The 21,184-nt window shown below is 41.0% G+C and carries 17 protein-coding genes and 1 tRNA gene; 5 read left to right on the top strand and 13 right to left on the bottom strand.

Features of this window, described 5'->3' with window-relative positions; all coding sequences use genetic code 11:
• Positions 1–7 precede the first annotated feature (7 nt).
• From QZZ43_RS17110 to QZZ43_RS17100, 3 genes are all read left to right on the top strand, one after another.
• On the top strand, positions 8–148 hold the full coding sequence (locus QZZ43_RS17110) for a DNA translocase FtsK (protein WP_291861866.1): 141 nt from the start codon (positions 8–10) through the stop codon (positions 146–148).
• 43 nt (positions 149–191) lie between these two features.
• Complete coding sequence (locus QZZ43_RS17105; protein ID WP_291861864.1) at positions 192–848, top strand: outer membrane lipoprotein carrier protein LolA; 657 nt, start codon at positions 192–194, stop codon at positions 846–848.
• Between the two features lie 156 nt (positions 849–1,004).
• Entirely contained in the window at positions 1,005–1,247 is a 243-nt protein-coding gene (locus tag QZZ43_RS17100; RefSeq protein ID WP_291861862.1) for a bacterioferritin-associated ferredoxin, read from the top strand.
• A 133-nt stretch (positions 1,248–1,380) separates the two neighbouring features.
• On the opposite strand, the gene QZZ43_RS17095 is transcribed toward QZZ43_RS17100, so the two are convergent.
• The 6 genes from QZZ43_RS17095 to QZZ43_RS17070 all read right to left on the bottom strand — a co-directional run bounded on the left by QZZ43_RS17095 (position 1,381) and on the right by QZZ43_RS17070 (position 7,066).
• Positions 1,381–2,634 (bottom strand): sodium ion-translocating decarboxylase subunit beta, encoded by a 1,254-nt coding sequence (locus QZZ43_RS17095; RefSeq protein WP_291861860.1) that lies wholly within the window; start codon positions 2,632–2,634, stop codon positions 1,381–1,383.
• A 68-nt stretch (positions 2,635–2,702) separates the two neighbouring features.
• Positions 2,703–3,128, bottom strand: coding sequence for a biotin/lipoyl-containing protein (locus tag QZZ43_RS17090; RefSeq protein ID WP_291861859.1), 426 nt, complete (start codon positions 3,126–3,128; stop codon positions 2,703–2,705).
• Between the two features lie 120 nt (positions 3,129–3,248).
• A complete protein-coding gene (locus QZZ43_RS17085) occupies positions 3,249–3,617 on the bottom strand; it encodes an OadG family protein (RefSeq protein ID WP_291861857.1) in 369 nt (122 codons plus the stop codon).
• 12 nt (positions 3,618–3,629) lie between these two features.
• Positions 3,630–5,189: an acyl-CoA carboxylase subunit beta gene (locus QZZ43_RS17080; protein ID WP_291861856.1), complete on the bottom strand. Its 1,560-nt coding sequence runs from the start codon at positions 5,187–5,189 to the stop codon at positions 3,630–3,632.
• A 56-nt stretch (positions 5,190–5,245) separates the two neighbouring features.
• Positions 5,246–5,653 (bottom strand): methylmalonyl-CoA epimerase, encoded by a 408-nt coding sequence (mce, locus tag QZZ43_RS17075; protein WP_291861854.1) that lies wholly within the window; start codon positions 5,651–5,653, stop codon positions 5,246–5,248.
• A 630-nt stretch (positions 5,654–6,283) separates the two neighbouring features.
• A complete protein-coding gene (locus tag QZZ43_RS17070) occupies positions 6,284–7,066 on the bottom strand; it encodes a LytTR family DNA-binding domain-containing protein (protein WP_291861853.1) in 783 nt (260 codons plus the stop codon).
• Positions 7,067–7,160: 94 nt separating this feature from the next.
• On the opposite strand from QZZ43_RS17070, the gene QZZ43_RS17065 reads away from it, so the two are divergent.
• On the top strand, positions 7,161–7,679 hold the full coding sequence (locus QZZ43_RS17065; protein WP_291861852.1) for a nitroreductase family protein: 519 nt from the start codon (positions 7,161–7,163) through the stop codon (positions 7,677–7,679).
• A 205-nt stretch (positions 7,680–7,884) separates the two neighbouring features.
• Here QZZ43_RS17065 and QZZ43_RS17060 read toward each other — a convergent pair whose 3' ends face one another.
• Entirely contained in the window at positions 7,885–8,532 is a 648-nt protein-coding gene (locus QZZ43_RS17060; protein ID WP_291861850.1) for a hypothetical protein, read from the bottom strand.
• A gap of 440 nt (positions 8,533–8,972) precedes the next feature.
• On the opposite strand from QZZ43_RS17060, the gene QZZ43_RS17055 reads away from it, so the two are divergent.
• Positions 8,973–9,046, top strand: a tRNA-Arg gene (locus tag QZZ43_RS17055).
• A 163-nt stretch (positions 9,047–9,209) separates the two neighbouring features.
• Here QZZ43_RS17055 and hypD read toward each other — a convergent pair.
• The 6 genes from hypD to QZZ43_RS17025 form a co-directional block, all read right to left on the bottom strand.
• Positions 9,210–11,573, bottom strand: coding sequence for a trans-4-hydroxy-L-proline dehydratase (hypD, locus tag QZZ43_RS17050; RefSeq protein ID WP_291861848.1), 2,364 nt, complete (start codon positions 11,571–11,573; stop codon positions 9,210–9,212).
• Between the two features lie 226 nt (positions 11,574–11,799).
• On the bottom strand, positions 11,800–12,597 hold the full coding sequence (locus QZZ43_RS17045) for a glycyl-radical enzyme activating protein (protein WP_291861845.1): 798 nt from the start codon (positions 12,595–12,597) through the stop codon (positions 11,800–11,802).
• A gap of 9 nt (positions 12,598–12,606) precedes the next feature.
• On the bottom strand, positions 12,607–14,841 hold the full coding sequence (locus QZZ43_RS17040) for a S9 family peptidase (protein ID WP_291861843.1): 2,235 nt from the start codon (positions 14,839–14,841) through the stop codon (positions 12,607–12,609).
• 602 nt (positions 14,842–15,443) lie between these two features.
• On the bottom strand, positions 15,444–17,813 hold the full coding sequence (locus tag QZZ43_RS17035) for a glycoside hydrolase family 127 protein (RefSeq protein ID WP_291861841.1): 2,370 nt from the start codon (positions 17,811–17,813) through the stop codon (positions 15,444–15,446).
• A 25-nt stretch (positions 17,814–17,838) separates the two neighbouring features.
• Complete coding sequence (locus QZZ43_RS17030) at positions 17,839–18,672, bottom strand: hypothetical protein (RefSeq protein WP_291861840.1); 834 nt, start codon at positions 18,670–18,672, stop codon at positions 17,839–17,841.
• A 76-nt stretch (positions 18,673–18,748) separates the two neighbouring features.
• Positions 18,749–21,184: DUF5695 domain-containing protein (locus QZZ43_RS17025; protein ID WP_291861838.1), on the bottom strand; the 2,436-nt coding region annotated here is incomplete at its 5' end.

The following is a 21,184-nucleotide window of genomic DNA, read 5'->3' as shown; positions in this document are numbered from 1 at the left end:
ATTTTCCATCGGATATAACCGTGCGGGGCGCATCATCGACCAGCTTGAAGCTGCAGGGGTTGTGGGGCCGTTTGAAGGAAGTAAAGCCCGCCAGGTATTAATTCCGGACGAATACGAATTGGAGAAACTTTTTGATAATATAAAGTAGTTTGGAACGGTAATTGAATGTCCATTGAAAAAGGAAATATACAATGAAGAAGAATATTACAATACTTAGCATTTCTCTGTTCTTTGCGGCATCGCTGCTTTCGGCCCAAAGTCCTGAAGTAATCAAGGCAAAAGAAATTTTGGATAAAGTATCAGAAGTAACAAAATCATACAACTCCATTAAAGCCGATTTTACCTTCACACTTGAAAATAAGCAAGCTGACATTTCGGACAGTTATGACGGAAGCATCCTGATATCAGGAAATAAATACAAGGCCGATGTTATGAATGCTGAGAGCTACTTTGATGGCGAAACTCTCTGGACTTACCTGACAGAAGTGGGAGAAGTTAATATTTCAACCCCCGACCCCGATGATGAGATGTCATTAAGTCCATCCAATATTTTCAGTCTTCACGAGAATGGTTTCAGATATATCTATGCCGGTGAGGAAATAACTGACGGAAATGAGATACAAATTGTGGATCTTTTTCCTGAGGACAGGGATAAACCGTTTTCACGAATTAAGCTTTATGTGAACAAGGCGAACAATCATATTTCCAGAATACGTCAGATTGGAAAAGACGGAAACAACTACATCATTGAAATAAATGAGATGGAGACCAACGTCCCTGTTGAGCCTTCATTATTCATATTTAAATCAGAAGAGCATCCCGATGTGGATGTAATTGATTTGCGATAAATGGCATAATTAGTGGTTAGACCTGGCATATCCCGAAATTATCGAAATATTTTTTTGATACATCTGATTTTGGGATTGTTTTACGGGCTGTTTTCATATTGAACTTGTATAATAAGGCTGTTGTGTTAATTTTGCGGTTTCACAACAGCCTTTTTTATGTCAAAAATAATTTGCATCTGTAATAGAGTAACTGAAGAAGAAATTGCAAAAATTGTAAGCAAGCATCCAATTGCGTTGCTTCAGGATGTCATTATCAAAACAGCTGCATCCACTTCCTGCGGCAGATGCAGGTCGGAATTGGAATCGGTATTTGAAACTCAGAAACAGAAGTATCTCACTGATGAAGCCCGTGGTCAACTGTCTCTCCCTTTTGATTTTTCCGGGCCACAAACTCCCTAAGGAAATAATTTATGATATACGTCCCTGTGGTTTTGAAATTGGCTGGCATTTTTCATTGGTATTAAAGCAAAAAAGAGACCTCCGACAAGCGGAAGTCTCTTCTTCAATCAACCAATTACTAAAAGGATATTTATTACATAAGGAAACTCAACATGATACCGGCTGCCACAGCAGAGCCAATCACTCCCGAAACGTTTGGAGCCATCGCGTGCATCAGCAGGTGGTTAGTCGGGTCACTTTTCAGTCCTTCGTGCTGAACGACCCGGGCACTGTCAGGAACAGCAGAAACACCTGCTGCACCAATTAATGGATTAATTTTATTTCCCTCTTTCAGGAACAGGTTCATGATTTTTGCAAAAAGCAAACCTCCGGCAGTCGCCACAATAAAGGAGGCAGCTCCCAGAACAAAGATCATCATGGATTCTTTGGTTAAGAATACACTTGCCTGAGTGGATGCACCGACCGTAAGTCCCAGAAGAATCGTTACAATATCAATCATTTTTGTTCGGGCAGTATCAGCCAATCGTTCCGTTACACCGCTCTCTTTAAGCAGATTACCAAAGAAAAGCATACCCAATAAAGGCAAAGCTGTTGGTGATATAAAGAGGGTGAGAATCATACCGATAAGCGGAAACAGAATTTTTTCAGTTTTTGAAACAGCTCTGGGTGGTTTCATCCTAATCAACCGCTCTTTTTTGCTAATCATCAGCTTCATAATAGGCGGCTGAATAACAGGCACCAGTGCCATATAGGAATAGGCGGCAATGGCAATACTACCAATCAGTTCGGGAGCCAGTTTGGAGGAAGCAAAAATAGCAGTAGGTCCGTCGGCACCACCAATAATTGAAATGGCACCTGCCTGATGGATTTCAAACCCCAGGGCCATTGCACCAATAAAAGTTCCAAATACGCCAATCTGTGCAGCAGCCCCCAAAAGCATCAAGCGTGGATTGGAAATAAGTGATGAAAAGTCGGTCATAGCACCGATACCCAAAAAAATCAAAGGTGGATATATTCCTTTAACAACACCATAATAGAGATAGTTCAGAACCGAACCATCTTCATAAATACCAATTTGAAATCCATCGATAAAAGGAATGTTACCAAGGATAATACCAGTTCCGATGGGGACAAGCAATAAAGGTTCGTAGTTGAATTGAATCGCCAGGAAGATAAAAAACAACCCGACAAGAAGCATAACAACATTTCCCAGTGTAATATTGGAAAATCCTGTATAGTTCCAGAAAGTACTCATTCCTTTTGATAGCGCACTACCACTGTCAGCACCGCCTTGTATCACATCCTGAGCGGATGCGTCACCTCCGGCAAGCACTGAAACCATGAATAACAGTCCGAGAACCGTAAATATTGTTACAAATTTTCTCACTTTAAAGAATATTTGAAGGAAGCTAAAAAATAAAAGCTCCGATGATTAAACAATCGAGATAAAAAACACTATTCAAGAGTCAGGAGTACATCACTTTGCAGCACTGAATCTCCTTCTTTCACTTTTATCTCTTTCACTGTTCCATCCTTGTCGGACATTACATTGTTCTCCATTTTCATAGCTTCCATCACCAATAAGGTATCGCCTTTCTTCACTTCATCTCCAACTTTAACAAGCATTTTGAAAATACTTCCGGGTAATGGAGCGAGAATCTGGTGTTCTCCGGTTGATGATTTCTTCACTATGTGGCCTTCACCGGGTTTAGGCTTCACTTCCTGTCGCACCAGTTTGGGTGTTTTTACTTTTTTCATCTCCTGCTGTAATTCAACAGAATAGGAAGTTCCATTCACTTCAACCGATGCAATATCGTCATCAATATCTTTGATATGAACGTGGTATTTATTTCCATTTATGGAAAAATCAAATTTTTTCATGTTTACACTAGTTTATTAAAGGTCAGGCGACAAATTTACTGTAAGCACCAGAGACAATAGCTCTGAATGCTTACAGTTTTATGTCCATTTGATTAATTAATCAGGCAAATGCCAACTATTTCATCTATGCGTAGTCGGCAAAACATTATTGATGTTGTATATCTTCGAACTCCATGGAGAGTATCTTCTTTCCACTCGTTTAATGGTGATAATTTTACTCTCTTCATCATGGAGATCTGAGAAATACAGTCCAAGTGCAGTACCAATTGCAGCATTCACCTCGCCGGCAATAAACTGTTCTTCGGAATCGCCCCGCTCAACATACTTACCTTGTTTTATCAATTTGCGCTTCAACTGCATATTAAGCACCTTAGGCACATACTTGAAAACAAAAATGAGCAGAACAAGGGCTGCAAAAACAACAGAATATCCGACAGCAGTAATTACCCAAATTTGTGACCAGTTAACTGCTTCTAACATATAGAACATAATATAGAATTTTTACAATGGGATGTTACTGTGTTTCTTGGGAGGATTTGTCAACTTCTTGGTCTGCAGGCTCTGGAATCCACGGATAATGCGGAAACGCGTATTACGCGGCTCAATAACATCATCAATGTAACCATAAGAAGCAGCCTGATATGGATTGGCAAATTTCTCTTTGTATTCCTCTTCTTTTTTGTCCATGAATTTTTTCTTCTCTTCCGGGTCTGTAATATCTTTCATGGCCCGGCCTTCAAGAACTTCAATGGCTCCTTTAGCACCCATTACGGCAATCTCTGCAGTTGGCCATGCATAGTTCAGGTCTCCGCGCAGCTGCTTACAACTCATAACGTCGTGCGCACCGCCATAAGATTTACGAAGCGTGATGGTTACTTTAGGTACAGTAGCCTCACCATAAGCAAACATAAGTTTGGCACCATGAGTTATGATACCGGCATATTCCTGTCCGCTACCTGGAAGAAATCCGGGAACATCAACCAGCGTAAGTACCGGAATATTGAAAGCATCACAGAAACGAACAAAACGGGCTGCTTTACGGGATGCATCCGTATCAAGCACTCCGGCCAGGAAGTTGGGCTGATTGGCCACAACACCCACTGAAGCACCTCCCATGCGACAGAAACCTACAATAATGTTTTTGGCATAGTTGCGATGTACTTCCAAAAATTCGCCTTCATCTACAATAGAGTAGATAACCTCTTTCATATCATAAGGCTGGTTAGGATTATCAGGAATAATTTCGTTCAAAGAATCATCCAGACGATCAATTGGGTCGATACAATCCACCAATGGTGGCTCTTCCAGGTTGTTTTGCGGCAGATAAGAAAGTAATTTACGCGCCAGCATAATTCCCTCTTCTTCACTTTCCAACTCGAAGTGTGAAACACCTGATTTCGTTGAGTGAACGCGGGCACCGCCTAAATCTTCAATAGAAATGTCCTCGCCGGTAACAGTTTTCACCACTTTAGGACCAGTGACAAACATATAACTGGACTCTTCCGTCATCATAATAAAGTCGGTGAGTGCAGGTGAGTACACAGCTCCACCGGCACATGGACCAAAGATGGCAGAAATCTGTGGAATAACACCGGAAGCAAGGATGTTGCGTTCAAAAATTTCGGCATAACCGGCCAGTGACGTTACCCCTTCCTGAATACGGGCACCTCCACTATCGTTGATTCCAATTACAGGTGCACCAACTTTCATGGCCTGATCCATTACCTTACAAATTTTCTGTGCAAAAGTCTCGGACAATGACCCACCAAAAACGGTAAAGTCCTGTGAGAAAACATAAACTACACGGCCGTCTATGGTTCCGTGGCCGGTAACCACGCCATCGCCCATGAACTTATTTTTCTCCATTCCGAAGTTGGTACAACGGTGAGTTACAAACATATCGAACTCTTCAAAGCTGCCATCGTCCAGAAGCATTTCAATGCGCTCACGTGCAGTGAATTTCCCTTTGGCATGCTGTGCTTCAATACGCTTTAATCCACCTCCCAAACGCGCCTCATTGCGCAACTCGATTAACTGCTTGACTTTATCCTGATTTGACATATTATATATTGTTTTTATGTTTCGTCTAAAAATATTCCTTTCGTCCAGAGAAAATATTATTTTGGAGTCTCACACAATTCGGTCAATACACCGAAAGTTGATTTTGGGTGAAGGAATGCAATATTCAATCCTTCTGCACCTTTTCGTGGTTGCTTGTCGATCAAACGAACACCTGCCTCTTCGGCTGCTTTCAATTTGTCATCTAATCCGTCCACAGCAAAGGCCAAATGGTGAATGCCCTCTCCTTTCTTTTCAATGAACTTTCCAATAGGGCCTTCTGAATCAGTAGATTCCAGCAACTCTATTTTGGTGTCTCCAACTTTAAAGAAGGCTGTTTTCACTTTCTGATCAGCAACCTCTTCAACGGCATAACACTCAAGTCCATATACTTTCTCGTAGAAAGAAATGGCATCATCCAGGCTTTTTACTGCAATCCCAATGTGTTCAATATGTGTTGGCTTCATGTAATAAATATTTATTTGATGAAATAATAATCGGTAAAATTTGAAATCAATAATCAATATGCTGAATCTACAGTTGTTCGGGCTGCCTTTTGATCGCATCCCGTATGGAAAGGTTCTTCCTGCTTTAAAGAAATTTTTCCGCAAAATTAGCAGAATTAACCAACTTCAACGATAAAATGAAGAAGAAAAAATGGGTGTTTTACAACATCTTTTTCAATTTTTTTGGAAACGATGACTCATTAATGCAAGAAAAACATCCCCTCAAAAAGTGAATTCAAAATATACTTGTTCAATAAATTGATAGCAAATTTAAAAGTTAAAACTCTTCTTTAATTTTAATTTATTCTATATATCAGTTGAATTAAACTTTATTAAAAGAATTACTAATATCCGGTTTAGGAAAAGAGATTGTTTCATTACGCTTGCAATGACAGACTTTTAAATGATATTCCGGAGGGTTGAGGGATTGATTTTCGGCAAAGCCGTAAATCAATCCCTCAACCCAGCTTTGTGTTATAGAACTGAGGACATTTCGAAAGAATCAGCCTGTCCCGCTTCTAAATCTTAACATTTCAATTTCTCCTGACAATAGTGAAAAAGAAAATTGGATGCTTCATTGAAATTCAACCATTAATTACCTTTAAAATTCTCTAACCAGGCTCTGAATGCCTTTACCCGCTCCTTGCTGACAACTATCTCCCTGGAATCTCCGGGAAGATTAATTTTCACTTTTAGCCGGCTTCGCCCATAGCTAATTATGTCAGAGATGTATCCGAAATTTAGTATTTCCCTTCGACTGGTTCTAAAAAATAAATTGGGGTCAAGATCTTCTTCAAGCTGATTCAGTGATTGATCCAAATAAATGCTTCGTCCTTCAGCATTCAGAATAAACGTATTTTTTTCTTCGCTGAAAAAACAGACAATATCTGAGGCGTTAATCACCTTCAGGTGCTGCCCCACGGATATCACAAAGCGCTCACGAAATTTTTTTTCTGATTTCATGGCTCTCACCATTGAAGCTACAGCCTGATGAACATCAGCAGAATCGGTGCGGGGAATATGCACATTTTTGAACTTTTGAATAGCTGCAGCCAAATCCTCATTCTCAATTGGTTTGAGTAAATAATCCACACTGTTTACCTTAAAGGCCCTGATGGCAAAGTGGTCAAATGCTGTGGTAAAGATAACAGGGAAGTGAATCTGCATGCTATCAAAAATATCAAAACTCGTTCCGTCTCCCAGCTGGATATCAAAAAGCCCCAAATCCGGAGAGGGATTAGTATTTAGCCATTTTACAGCCGATGTAACAGATGTACAAACGGACAAAACAGAAATACCTGCATCGTATTTTTTAAGCATCGCGACAAGTTTCTCTGCCGCCAGTGGCTCATCTTCAATAATCAAAACGTTCATAGATGGTCCCTTTTTTAATCAGAGGGTATTTCTTTTTTTTGATACTCCCAAAAATAATGTATTAATTTAAGAGCCAAATGAAAACTCGAAAAAGATGCTGGATTTAATTAAAAAAAGACGTAGTTGCAGAAAATTTACAGAAGAAAAAGTCTCACCGGATGAAATTGACCAAATTCTAAAATCGGCTTTATGGTCACCTACTTCCAAAAACAACCGCCCCTGGGAGTTTGTCGTTGTTGAAAAGGCTGAAACCCTTAAAGCCCTGTCTCAATGCAAACCACATGGCTCATCTTTTCTTTCCGGCGCCCCTCTTGGAATTGTCGTTTTGGGTGCTCCCGATAAAAGTGATGTATGGGTAGAAGATTGCTCCATAGCATCCATTATGATGCAGATGACAGCTGAGTCACTTGGTCTGGGGTCGACGTGGATTCAGATACGCTTAAGACTCGGTGAAGAAGGAAATATGGCAGCCGACAACGTGAAGAAAATCATTAATGCTCCAGATAAGCTGGAAGTGCTGGGTATTATGGTTTTTGGACATAAAGAAAAGGAGCGGAAACCCTATTCAGATGACATACTCCTGTGGGACCGTGTCCATTATGAAAATATGTAATACAACAGTCCGTTAAAATGGCTTAAACGCAGTAACGAAATGACGCAAAACTTTTATTATGAGTGAGTTGTGATCCGTCTGCTTGGTTTTGTAATAGATTAATTATCAACTATTTGTAACAGTTTAACGGAGTATTTTAATATGAAGAAAATAAAAAAGAGGCTGCCTGAAACACTTTAACAGGTTCAACCTCTTTTTTATATAGTTACTCATCAAACAAGCCCGACTCAAGCAAACCTGAGACAAATGCCTTTGTTTCATCAGAAGCTTTGGTTGGAATATATCTCTGAATCTCTCCCAGGTTTATATTTCCTTTTTCAACACCAAGCTCATAATTCAATTTTGAAGAAATTTTTGCATCTAAATCTTCTTCGGCAATAATCTGACGAAAAATGTACATAACTGTCAACCGGTGTGTTTCCAGGCCTATTACGCTACTGCTGGAAATATCCAAAACATCATTTTTTGCGACTTCAAAAGCCGATGTTTCAAACCGAACCGGTGACTCAGCAATATTGTTGAGAATAATATCCTGCATCATTCCGGAAAACATGGCATCAACAGCATCTTCTTTGGTATTGTCAGCGGTGTAATGGGTGTTTATCTTCACAGAATAATTGGATGCATCGCTAAAAAGTTCTTTGTTGTTTTCATACATCTCCTGAAACGTTTTGCCGCTCAGGCTTCCTTCCGGCAATACCAATTCAGTACTCAGGCTGTCATAAGTAAAATCCACATTGCGCAATGCCGCAGTTTTCTGAATATCTGTAATGGTGTCATCCACCTGCTCACACCCGTTCAGCATTAGAAGTGCAATCGACAAAAGGGAAATGGTCTTAAAAATAAATTTCATACGTCTGTTTTTATTGATTTTGTAGGTGCAAAGATGATTAAAAAATGAGACAATGTATTGCCCGTTTTGGAAATACAGATTTAATTACCTGGAATTTGGCTAGTAACATAGTGTCCTCATCAGGTTAGGCCGGCAGATATGTAAAATCTCTATTGAAGATGAAATGCTGGCGAAACTTCCTTTCGACGCAGGCGATTTCTTTTTTCAGCCCGATTCAATATAATCACACTCATGCACCAAGTCTACAAAATAGAAATACTGAATTTTCTTCTACAGCCAATTTGTACTCATAATCTTTTGTAAATCTTAAAATTGCCCGAAAAACGGTACTTTCAGGCAGATAAAAAACCAATATTTTTGTAAGAACAATTTGCACGGGAAACAATATTTTACCTATATTTGCACCGCGTTTGAGAGAAACACATTCTCGAAACAGCAACGATTCCGTAGCTTAATTGGATAGAGCACCTGGTTACGGCCCAGGAGGTTGGGGGTTCGAGTCCCTTCGGGATCACAAGGTAAAACCGCAATTCTTTAGTTTTTAAAGGGTTGCGGTTTTTGTTTTTTAGGGTTGGCCGACATTTGGCCCACAACAAATAATAAAAAAGGGACCACATCCAAAACCTGGGTCTAGGCATAAATCTTAAAAATAGTTACAAATAAAAGCTTAGAAACTATTAAATACACCCGTGCATTGTTCTTTTAATTATTTCGTTCTGAAGTTCCGGCCCCAGATCATTAAAATAATCGCTATAACCCGCTACCCTAACTATTAGGTCGCGGTATAGTTCCGGATTATCCTGAGCACTCCGCAAAGTCGCAGCGTCCACAACATTAAATTGTACATGATGTCCATTTAACCGAAAATATCCCCTGACCAGGGCTGAAACTTTTCTCACAGATTCATCATCTTCAAAAAATGAGGGACTAAACTTTTGATTTAGAAGCGTACCTCCCGTTCGTAAGTGGTCAATTTTTGCCGCGGATTTCATCACGGAAGTTGGCCCCTTGGTATCAGCTCCCTGTACCGGAGAAATCCCCTCTGACAAAGGCATTTCTGCTTTTCGTCCATCAGCACTTGCCTGCATTACACTACCAAAATAGACATGACAGGTTGTTGGGAGTAAGTTGATCCGATAGGTGGCACCACGAGGACTCTTGTGTCCGTTAACTGCCTCATAAAATATTTCAAAAACCTCTCCTGCATGACGGTCAGCTTCTTTATCATCGTTTCCATACTTTGGTGTTCGATACAATAAATGATGCAAGAGTTCATCATTCCATCTAAAATTATTACATAATGCGCCTAAAAACTCTACTGGCTGCATTATCTTTTTCTCAAAAATATTGATTCGCCAGGAAGCCAGAGAATCCGTAATCGTTCCTAATCCAACTCCCTGTACATAGTTGGTATTATAGCGTGCCCCTCCACTTATATAATCCGTTCCATTTGCTATGCAATCTTCAATAATCAGAGATAAGAAAGGGGTGGGAAGCTGGTCCATGAAGAGTTTCTCTATAGCATTACTTCCCTTTATTTTTATTCCCGCAAAATATTGCACTTGCTGTCGGAAAGCCTTTAATAACTGGTGAAAATCCTTTAACTCCGATACGGGTCCTGTCTTCAATCCAATTTGTTTTCCTGTGCGTGGATCAACTCCATTGTGAAGAGTAACTTCAAGAATTTTGGGTAAATTGAAATATCCGGTCAAAACATAGCTTTCTGTGCCAAAAGCACCACTTTCCACACACCCGCTGGCCCCACCGTTTCGGGCATCCACCAGGCTTTTACCCTGCCCTTTCAATTCCGCCACAATGGCATCAGTATTAAATATGGAAGGCTGACCAAAACCGCTTTTGGTTATTTCAACGGCCCTATCAATAAACTCATCAGGGTTTACACGACTTAATTGGACCATGGTACCAGGCTGTAGCAGGCGCATCTCTTCAATTACATCAAGAAGAAGAAATGACAACTCATTTACGGCATCAGTCCCGTCCTCTTTAACTCCTCCCATATTAATCAAGGTGAAATCGGTATATGTATTACTTTCCTGAGCTGTTACCCCAACTTTGGGAGGTGCCGGATGATTATTGAATTTAATCCAGAATGCCTCCAGAATTTCTTTAGCCTCTTCCCGGTTCAATGTTCCATTTTCAATTTCCCGAACATAAAAAGGCCAAAGGTGCTGATCAAGCCGGCCAGGGTTAAAAGAATCCCAGGGATTTAACTCGGTAATAACACCAAGATGCATAAACCAGTAGTGCTGTAGTGCCTCGTGAAAAGTGGAAGGGGCATAAGCGGGAACACGCCGACAAATGCCTGCCATTTTAAGCAGCTCTTCTTTTCTAGCCGTATTTTTCTCTTTTTCTGCTAATTGATTCAGCTTGTCAGCATGCCTGGTTGCATACATCACAATAGCCCGTGCTGCAATCTTCATGGCTGTTAGTTCGGCACGCATCATTTGCTTTTTGGAATCAAGGGAATCCTCAATGGTGGATAGCACAGAATCGATCTCCTGGATAAGGTCGTTCATTCCTTTATGGAAAATCTTTTTCCCTGCAACAGTATGCCCGGGAGCCCGCTGTTCCATGAACTCGGTGAAAATTCCTGCTTCATAAGCTTTCATCCAGTCATCAGACATTTCCTGCATAATTTTTTCTCTGTTGGAACGACCTTTCCAGAATGGAATAACAATATCTTCATAAGCTTTCCTGGTTTCAGCATCAACCTGAAACGAAACCTTTTCCCGGTTGTTGAGCACATCCAAATCTTCCAGTGAATGGAGAGAAATTTCCGGGTAAGTTGGAGTTGCTTTAGGGGAAGGCCCCCTCTCACCTACTATCAATTCATCCTCTGAAATACAAATTTTCTTGCGGGAAAGGATGTATTCAAAAGCTTTGGCCCGTTGAACAGGCACGGGATCATCTGAATTAACAGAGGTCTTATAAAAATCTGTAATTAGCAAAGCCCGCTCAACAGAAATACGATTAACAGCCTCAATGCTTTGGCGACGAAGTTTTTCTATACGCTGCTTCATATTAATTAAATTTTTTAATCTTTCTTTCGAACATCTTGTGTAACTTTTAAGCTCAATTAAAGAACGACTTTTTCAGAACTTAAACAGCTAAGCTAAAGGCTTAGACTGAGGTTTAGGTTGAGAAAAACAAGAATTATCTCACAGTAACAAAAAGACAAAGCCCAAAACACAAGAAATCACAATTGATTCCAAGAATCCGGTTTGGAGCATTTTGGCAGGAGGAACCCTACCCCCCGATGTGAGCACGAATTCCTGCCTCTTCAAATTGCTGGCGCATTCCCGCCAGGTCTTTGAGGTTGAGATGTTTAACATTCCTAAATGAATTTGGTAACCCCAACCGCTCATATTTATGGTCTCCAATTCTATGAAATGGGAGTAAATCCACTCCCTCAGGAGGCTGAGGGAGATGTTTGAGGAAATTAATCACTTGCATTATATTTTCCTTTGAGAATGAAACTCCTGGAATAACCGGGATACGAATGCGAAGTGACCTCTTTTCTTCTGAAAGCAGTTCTACATTTTTTAAAATTATTTTATTTGAAACACCTGTGTGTTTTTGATGCAAATTATCATCCATCACTTTTAAATCCACCAGGAAAAGATCTGTCATCTGAGCTACCTTCATTAATTTGTCGGAATCGGTATAAGCTGAAGTATCCACAACAGTATGAATTCCTTTGTCCCGACAACGAATCATAACCTCCAACATAAATGCATATTGCAAAAAGGGTTCTCCCCCCGAAAATGTTACTCCTCCACCCGATTCTTCCATAAAAACCCGATCTGTAAGTATTTCATTCAGCACCTCATTTGGTGTCATTTCACGTCCCACTTGCTCAATTACTTCAAAAGAAGAACCTCCAACCCTTTGTATCCTGGGGATATGCTTAATGGCAGCACAAATGCTTTCCGGATTGTGACACCAGGCACATTTTAAAGGACAGCCTTTTAAGAATACAGTAGTACGAATTCCCGGACCATCATGTACGGCAAATTTCTTTATGTCGAAAACGAGACCTTTCATACTATGAGATTATTGGTTCCAACAAGGAGTTTTAGAATTCAGAAGCGTTCGTACAAAAAAGTCGCGTCTTTTTCGTTCGCCGTATTCTCCGCCCAGGGTATGACCTACACCGGGTAGTATTACCAATTCAAAATCCTTTTCCGCATTAATCAAAGCATTAGCCACCTGAAGTGTTGACGATGGATCTACGTTGTCATCATTCTCCCCAACAATCAGCATAAGCTCCCCCTTTAACCGGTAGGCATTCTCTACATTTGAGGATTCAATGTAATGTGGCCCGACAGGATACCCCATCCACTGCTCGTTCCACCACATCTTGTCCATCCTGTTATCGTGGCAACCACAAGAAGCCACCGCGGCATCATAAAAATCAGGATGGAAAAGCACTGCGCCCATCGCATTCTGACCACCGGCTGAGCCTCCAAAAATCCCCACCCTGGTTGTATCCATATAAGAATATTTTTCGGCAGCCGCTTTCATCCAAAGAATTCGATCAGGAAATCCGGCATCTTTCAGATTTTTGTAACAAACATCATGAAATTCTTTGCTACGGTTTGAAGTTCCCATTCCGTCAATCTGAACAATGATAAAACCCAACTCGGCCAGACCGCTGAATGGCGACATATATGAGTTAAATCCTTTTTGAACAAACGAGCTTTGCGGACCAGCGTAGATGTACTCAATGATTGGGTAGGATTTGTTAGGATCAAAACTTGTAGGACGATAAATATTGCCCCAAATATCTGTACTCCCATCGCGGCCTTTTGCCACGAATGGTTCGGGAGCAATCCATCCATTTTCTTCAAGTTTGGAGATATCTGCTTTCTCCAGTGTCATTAAGCTCCTGCCATCCGATGAATTTCTCAAAACCGAAACGGGCGGTGTATCAGGACTCGAATAGGTATCCACAAAATAGTTATAATCATGAGAAAACTGAGCCTGGTGCTGTAATTTCTCCGGGGTCAGGTCTATCAATCTCTTTCCATCAAAATCAATTTGATAACAATGCTCATTGTAGGGGTCTTCATTTTTATTTCGTCCACTACCTTTAAATATGATAGTACGATCCTCCTCGTTCACATATTCAACACCCCGGACAACCCATTCTCCATGGGTAATTTGATTTTTTACTTTTCCGGTTTTGCCATCAATCAGGTAAAGATGGTTCCAGCCATCACGTTCTGAAGCCCATATTATTTCTTCAGATTTTTCCAAGTCATGGCGGAAATGTTTACCGCTGTAATCTATAAAAGTATCACTTTGCTCATCGACAATAACGCTTACTTCCCCGGATTGGACACTCACTCTTACAATCTGGTATCGCTGGTGTCCACGCTCGTTATACTCAAAGGTAAAAGCCTCACTATCCTGCTCCCACTGCACATTAGAAATACTAAACTGATGTTCAAAAGGTCGGGTTTCAACCTCAATCTGTAGTTCTTTTTCAACATCAAATAAGGTAGGTCTGTGAACAGGCAGTACATCACCCGGACGCAGATATTCGATCTCATGAACTTTTGGAAGCATTTGCTTGTCGGGCGATGATTCCACAAACCTCATGTACCTCTTTTTGTGCAATTTAACTTTATTAGTTGTAATATAACGACCATCAGGCGACCATGAAATATAAGAAGAATAGAGATCTCCGGCAGCACCGTCAAAACTCAATTGAGTTCGCTTTCCGGTCTGTACATTACGGATAAAAACATTGAAATCCTGAATATAAGCTTCAGATTCCCCGTTGGGCGAGGATACCGGGTCGTTTGCTAACTCATCACGAGTTTCACCCCAGTGCGGCCAATCAGGTTCTTTTTCTTTTGGAGAAAGAGCTTCAATAAGGTAGTTACCCGACAATTCACACTTCCACAAAGTGTCTTTTTTCTCAAAAGTGAAGCTGGTGGTATCGGCAGAAAATTCCAGATTGTCCAACGAAAGACAGTTTTGGTCAACTTTCACACCAATTTGTTCTTTTATCGCTTTTGCAACGCGGTCATGATTAAAGGCCTCTCGTTTCTTTTGATTGGCAGCATCAACAATATAAAATTTGATATAATCGGGGGAAATTCTGGTCTTGTACCAAAATATATTAGTACTGTCAATCCAATTCAGCTCCAAAACGTCATGTAGCAATAAATTTCTAAATTGAGAAATAGAATCGGCACGCTGATAATCAGTTTTTGTCGTCTGGGCATTTAGTGATAAAACTGAAAATATGAAAAGTAAAATACCTTGTATATATTTCATGGTAATGAGTTTAAATTCTGAAACCTGCGATTAAGCAACAGTCTGCTAAAAAAAGCTTAAACGCAGAAACGCAAAGCTTTTATTACGAGCGAGTTGCGGGCTGTCCGTCAGGCTTCATAATGAATTGACAATCAGTTGTTTGTACGAGCTTTACGGAGTATCGATTAAGGTTCCTAATGAAAAAACTTTCTGTTTTATGATAGTAATGAGCATCAAAGCTTTTTGAGACACAACAAACACAACGGGATAGTTGGGAAGCATTAAAGAGAGACAACCATTCCTTGAAAGAAAAATGATTGGTTAGCTCTCCCTACGAAGAAAGAGAAATCATCACGTTAGCCAACATTCGTACAAGCCAACGCCAAAGCGGCGATATTGATTATTGAAGTGCTTAGTCTTAATCATTTTGAAAACAACTATAACATCTGTAAGTTATTCTATTTCCTTTATAAACGAAATACAAAATCGTCATTTTTTCTTAGGGAACAAAAAATCCCCTGCGGCAAAAACTCTTTCACCACAGGGAATATATACTATTCAGCCAAAACTTTTACTAAAAAAATGTTCATTAAAGAAAGTCGCATTCAAATCAAGTTTTCCAATTATTTGGTCAGCGTCCTAACACCAAAAATAGGCCCGGCTCTATGGTTATCCTTTGGATCGAATTTGACCGTAATGACACCACCCGTTCTGTCAATATTTGCCGGAATATCGTAAACTTCGGTATAAAATTCCCCGGGCCGTGAGTTGGAAATATTTTCGGTAGCAATGACATTCCCATTCACCAGAATATCGAAAGTACGACTTCCCTGATATCCGCCCCAATATTCAACTGCAAGTTGAGCAGAACTATTTTCATCAATTTTCATTTCGCAAGACATCCAACCACCACGATCTGCTTCGCGATACTTTCGACGACGGTATTCATGTGCCCAGCTGTCTTTACTTTTGAAATTATGATCCCTTTCTGGCTGCATCTCTCCCGGCTGGAAGAAATCCAACGTTCTCTCTTCCAACTCCTTTTTAGCTTCCTGCTTAGCTTCGTATTCCTCCTGAAATTTCTCCCATTTGGCTTCATCAAAAATATCGAAGTAAACAGTATATCGCCAGTCGTGCGTTTTGTAGAATGGTTTAAGCAGTACATCCCGATAGCGTCCTACATTCTCAGTTTTAAAGGTATTAGGAGAATCAGATACAGGTGTTGTCCACGCTTCCGGGTTCCGGTCTTTTACCATCAAAACAGGAACATACATTGGATCAGACGCATTAGGATCGTCTTCAGGCCCAAGTTGTCCGGCCAGAACCAGCGGACCATACATTAATGCAATTCGGTCCTGATTGTCAGGCATGGACTCCAAACGTAAAGAAAAGGGAAAAGAAACCTCCACTTTGTCTCCTGATTTCCAGGTTCTATCGATCGAAACAAAACTTTGTGGTTCTTTTTTGAAAGACACTTTTTTTCCGTTTACTGTAACACTCATTCCCTTCTCTGCCCAGTATGGATAACGAATCTGTAAAACCAAATCAACCGGTTTTTCACACTCAAATGTAAAAGAAGTGCTTTGTTCCTCAGGATACCGGGTATTCTGAGTCAATCTCAGACCTTTCTCAGCCCAGAAAAGTTCTGAAGCAATAAACTGGCTCACAAACAACTCTTTGTCATTATAGAAATAGATATTTTTTTGATATTTGGCATGATTTTCCATCCCTGTGCCGACGCAGCAGGTAAAACCATAAGGATCCTGATAGTCTTTGTGCCCACCCATTTCAAGCGACAAGTTGTAAATAACATGTCCGGTTTCGGGATGCTGCGACGACAGGATTTGATTAAAAAGAGCCCTCTCATAAAAATCAGCTACTTCAGCATTTGCTTCCCATTTAAACAGGTGGTTAGAGAGTTTGAGCATGTTGTAAACATTGCAGGTTTCAGTAGTATTACTACTGAGGCGATTGCTGAGTGTATCGGGGGCACCAAAATATTCGTGATCACCATTTCCTCCTGTTACATACGAATGGTGATTGACAACACGCTCCCAAAAGAATTCTGCCGTTTTGCGATCTGTCGTATCGCCGGTGAGTTCATAACGACGGGCAAGTCCAATTAATTTAGGAATTTGCGTATTGGCATGATGTCCGGGAAGAATGTCCTTGCCCTCCGACAGCGGTTTCAATACAGCATCATGATGAAAAACTCTTGATAATTCGAGATATTTCTCCTCACCTGTCACTGCATACAACTCAACGTAGGATTCATTCACGCCACCATGCTCACAATGCAACATTTTTTGTATTTCCTCGTGAGTGAGGTCTTCCACGATTGTTCCAAGCCAATCGGCAAACTTCTTTTCCACCTCCAGTGCTTTTTTATTTCCGCACAACTGGTAGGCATCCATCAATCCTGCCATAACTTTGTGCTGAGTATAAATTGGCGCCCAGATCCCATTCAAATCAAATCCCGCAGAACGAATTTCACCTTTGGCAACCTCCTCTTCAAAAATTTTCTTCCCGTTTTCAAACGCCCCAATGTATCCATCTTCATCTGCTTTTTGAACTTCATCCAACTCGTCTACTATATAATTTACCCTTTTGAGGAATTCTTCGTTTTCAGTTGTTTTATACATCATCGCACAAGCAGAAAGATAGTGTCCCAGACTGTGTCCGGATAATGATTCACCTTCCCATCCCCCATAATGCTCCGCTTTTGGCTCCAGACCTGCCTGTTCCCGAAAGTGTGCAAGCAAACGATCCGGTTCATAGTTCAAGAGAATCTTCTCATTACGTTTGGTCGCTTCCAGAAAAGGCCCTTCAAGCAACTTCACCTCATCCAGCCCAAACTGTAATGTTCTGAATGAAATTACCTCAGCACCATCTGTATCAATATAGTGTTTCTCATCTGCGGGCTGCTGGCAGGCACCTAACCAAACAGCTGCACCCAATAAAATAAACTTAATAGTATGGCTTGTTTTTCCCATGATATATAAATATTTAATAGTTCTTTTATTCTGTTATATGACATGAAGGACATTCACTGATGTCAAAATCTGGAAAGTATTCACCCACAAGGTCATACAAGTCAGGATCATAAACCTTCATTTCACTTCGCGTATTTACATGATTATGCTTCCCATCAGGATTGGGAACATCAGCATTGACATTAAACCAGTTTTGAACTCCTTCTGCCCAATACTCCCAGACGTTGGTGGCAGCGTAGGTGTTATGATACTTCCCATTGGCAAGAGCGGCATCAAGCATTTCCTGAAGCACTTCGTTAAAGTCAGGTTTCAGAGGCAGTATGCCTACATCATGTATGGTGTGCGCAAACTCATGAATCAGAATATCCTCAGCATGATACTTATCAATCTGGTAACAAAGCAGATTCTCTTCAGCACATGTAGTAAGAGGCAGTTCAAGTGTTCCGCCAAGTCCTCTGGCTCTCACATCCCAATTGAGACTGGTATCACTGGCGAGATGAGCATGCTCGGGAATATCAGTAGTACCTTCGTACCGGGCCATGATTCCTACGCAGGTATTCTTCTTCTGCATCTGCTCCAACACCTCTTTTGGTAAACCATCAGTCATAAATTCTATAATTCCGCATGCCACATGGATGGCTGAATCCGGAACTCTATGTGAACTGATGATATGAATACCATAAACATTAACGTGTTTTTGATAAAAATCATCGAGCTCCAGATTTTTCGGAGGTTTCCCGATCTTAAACTCCTCGTCGACCTTGTTCATTGTAGAGGTTAGAGCAAGTATTTCATCATCCTGACTTGTAACAGGTAGCGCAATAAGAAAAACAAAAATTATTATTAGATAAATTTTCATAATAAATAAGATTTTGTCCAAAAGGAAGAAACCATCCGATAATCAATGACTATCGGATGCTCCTGGTTTCTTAAATTCATTTTTGAATCGAAATTGTGCTTAATTTCTTCTTCAAAGGAATTTCAAAAACACCCCTTTCGTTTTCAGAAAATTTGACCGGCTTATATTCTTTAGCTTCGGAATCATTAATTGATTTTATGAGCATCAGAGCTTTCGGTGTATAATCGTTTTTAACATCCAATTCCAGGCGAACCTCTCCAGATTCGGAATTATATGACACACTTTTGATTTTTCCTGCCAGCAGAGAAATCTCTAATCCTTCGGGAGCAATAAATACCCGCGAGCGGGCAGCTGTCGTCAAATTCAGGGTTACCCAATCATCCTTAACACTGATATTACCTCCCATGCCTATCCATCCAAACGTATCATGCCTAACCATAAATGATTCGGTGTTGACCGCATAACCAAAGAAGCCCGGCCCATAGTCCCCGGAAATTCCGTCATTTCGCAGTGTTGATGGAAAAGAATGAAATGCTGAAGGAGCAAAACCATCCTGAGTAATATTCGATAAAGCGCCCATCATTCCCCCATAACCTACACGCAACATGTAAATGTCATTCGGTAATTCTTTATAGGCATGCAAAACGGGAATTGCATTCAATGCAGAACCGTAATGATGGAGTTGACGTTCGACACGGGACAATTTTCCCGCAAATAGAAAATCCCAGTAGCGGCGGGCACTTCCATTATATCCCCAATGAGGTACAGTAGGCATGTAAGCAAGAATGGCATTTAAAGTAACCGTGGCCTTTTCGTCGAAACCAAAATATTTCGACCACATATATACTTCTTCCTGGCCCGTGGAGTCCCAGGGCATTTCACTACCAAAAGGATAATTGAGTGACGCCCAGTGCTCTGCTCTTTCACGCATTGCAGACTCCAGATTTTCGGCCAGCTTCTCCCAGCCTTCCCTTTTCAGGTCTTCTAACACCAGGAGGAAAATGGTTCCTTCCATTTGACCAAACTGAGCATAATGAGGGGCTTGCTCAACCATTGCCATCGCGGTATGAAAAGCATTCTCCAGATACCATTCCCATGAGCGTTGCGTTACCAAACCCTTATAGTTCCGTCCCAGACGGTACATTACCCAATGAGCAGCTGCTACATGCGGATAATTGTATGATCGTCCTACATTCTCTGATGCTTCTTTACTCCAGGCCGCCCAGGTGGAATAATTGATATCATCACGGTAAGTGCCATCAGGCATACTGTCGGGTTCGTAATAAAAGAGACTCTTGCGAACTCCATATTTGTGCTCTCCTTCCGAATACTGAATTCCTCCCCACAGGGTTTGATTTACAAAATCTTCCATTTTGGAAATCTCAGCAGGATTGGGCTGTACAAGTTGCTTCATTACGGCATTAAGCCAGCTTCCGGCTCCACCTTCATCGCTCAATCCGGCAATCCATGAGCGACTGTCCTGAGTTACCTGCTGTTTTTCTTCATAATCGTAGGTAATTACCGATGGTCCACGTCCAAAAGGATCATTTTTATCATCAAACCACTGTTCGTTGGTCAGGAAACGGCCATTATCGGCAACAACTTCCTCTTCGGGTTTGATTATTTTATAATTGATGGTTTGCAAAGAACCATCTTCATAAGTAATAGAGAGACGAGCTCGTCCCCATTTATTACCCTTAATCCGATACTTCTTCCAATCTTTGGCAGTTGACCTTGCCTCTTCTACAGAGAGTGCTCCTTCAGGTTGTACAACAATTGATTCAATTTTTTTGTCGTAATGAACAAATATACTTCCATCCACATCCTGTGGTAACACATATCCTGGAAATCCAACAGACACAGGACGATTATACTTCATCAGCGTTTCTTCGATGGACTGAACATTATCGGCCAAAACGAACTCAACCCCAACAGAATAAGATTTACCAGGTGCCAAAGTCACAGATGTTGAATTGTTCCATTGTTCCGCATCACGCCACTCATTTTCCGCGTAAGCTTTACTGTGAACCATCCATTCATGAAATCCTTCAAAAGTAATTCCCCGCGGCATGGGATCATCGAGCAAGGGACGATAAGCCTCAAACGGGGTTTTGCCATGGGGCAGTACCAGAAGCACCGGTCCTTCTCCGCTCAAACGAGCTGCTTGCAAATACCCTGCGTCCATACCAATATATGGGTCGAAAAAAACATTTTCGGAATGAACTTCATCCAGATGTTTTTCGTGAAGGATATTATTGAAGATCATTGGAATTCCCAAGGCTCCGATTTCTAAATCTTTGTCCAGTTTATTAAGCAATTCAAAACGCAAAATCAACTTCCCATTTTCTTTTTCCCAGAAGCGCAGAACCTCCACAGGAACATCTTCCGGGAGTGTCCCATCCAGTTTTGCAGCTGCCAGAACCCCCTTGTCATCATTTTTCAATTCCTCAACCATTCCTCTTTGTGCCGCGGTTGAATAACTTGTCCAGTCAACCGTACCTTCCGGTTTCAC

This window comes from Marinilabilia sp. (assembly GCF_016278715.1).
In the GTDB taxonomy this organism is placed as follows: Bacteria; Bacteroidota; Bacteroidia; order Bacteroidales; family Marinilabiliaceae; genus Marinilabilia.
Note: the sequence above shows the minus strand (reverse complement) of the source record. Positions and strands in the feature narration are given on the sequence as shown.

Excerpts from the sequence above, each read along its gene's own strand:
- QZZ43_RS17105 (WP_291861864.1), top strand. The coding sequence starts at position 192 with ATGAAGAAGAATATTACAATACTTAGCATTTCTCTGTTCTTTGCGGCA.
- QZZ43_RS17100 (WP_291861862.1), top strand. The coding sequence starts at position 1,005 with ATGTCAAAAATAATTTGCATCTGTAATAGAGTAACTGAAGAAGAAATT.
- QZZ43_RS17090 (WP_291861859.1), bottom strand. The coding sequence starts at position 3,128 with ATGAAAAAATTTGATTTTTCCATAAATGGAAATAAATACCACGTTCAT.
- QZZ43_RS17085 (WP_291861857.1), bottom strand. The coding sequence starts at position 3,617 with ATGTTCTATATGTTAGAAGCAGTTAACTGGTCACAAATTTGGGTAATT.
- QZZ43_RS17080 (WP_291861856.1), bottom strand. The coding sequence starts at position 5,189 with ATGTCAAATCAGGATAAAGTCAAGCAGTTAATCGAGTTGCGCAATGAG.
- mce (WP_291861854.1), bottom strand. The coding sequence starts at position 5,653 with ATGAAGCCAACACATATTGAACACATTGGGATTGCAGTAAAAAGCCTG.
- QZZ43_RS17070 (WP_291861853.1), bottom strand. The coding sequence starts at position 7,066 with ATGAACGTTTTGATTATTGAAGATGAGCCACTGGCGGCAGAGAAACTT.
- QZZ43_RS17065 (WP_291861852.1), top strand. The coding sequence starts at position 7,161 with ATGCTGGATTTAATTAAAAAAAGACGTAGTTGCAGAAAATTTACAGAA.
- QZZ43_RS17060 (WP_291861850.1), bottom strand. The coding sequence starts at position 8,532 with ATGAAATTTATTTTTAAGACCATTTCCCTTTTGTCGATTGCACTTCTA.
- hypD (WP_291861848.1), bottom strand. The coding sequence starts at position 11,573 with ATGAAGCAGCGTATAGAAAAACTTCGTCGCCAAAGCATTGAGGCTGTT.
- QZZ43_RS17045 (WP_291861845.1), bottom strand. The coding sequence starts at position 12,597 with ATGAAAGGTCTCGTTTTCGACATAAAGAAATTTGCCGTACATGATGGT.
- QZZ43_RS17040 (WP_291861843.1), bottom strand. The coding sequence starts at position 14,841 with ATGAAATATATACAAGGTATTTTACTTTTCATATTTTCAGTTTTATCA.
- QZZ43_RS17035 (WP_291861841.1), bottom strand. The coding sequence starts at position 17,813 with ATGGGAAAAACAAGCCATACTATTAAGTTTATTTTATTGGGTGCAGCT.
- QZZ43_RS17030 (WP_291861840.1), bottom strand. The coding sequence starts at position 18,672 with ATGAAAATTTATCTAATAATAATTTTTGTTTTTCTTATTGCGCTACCT.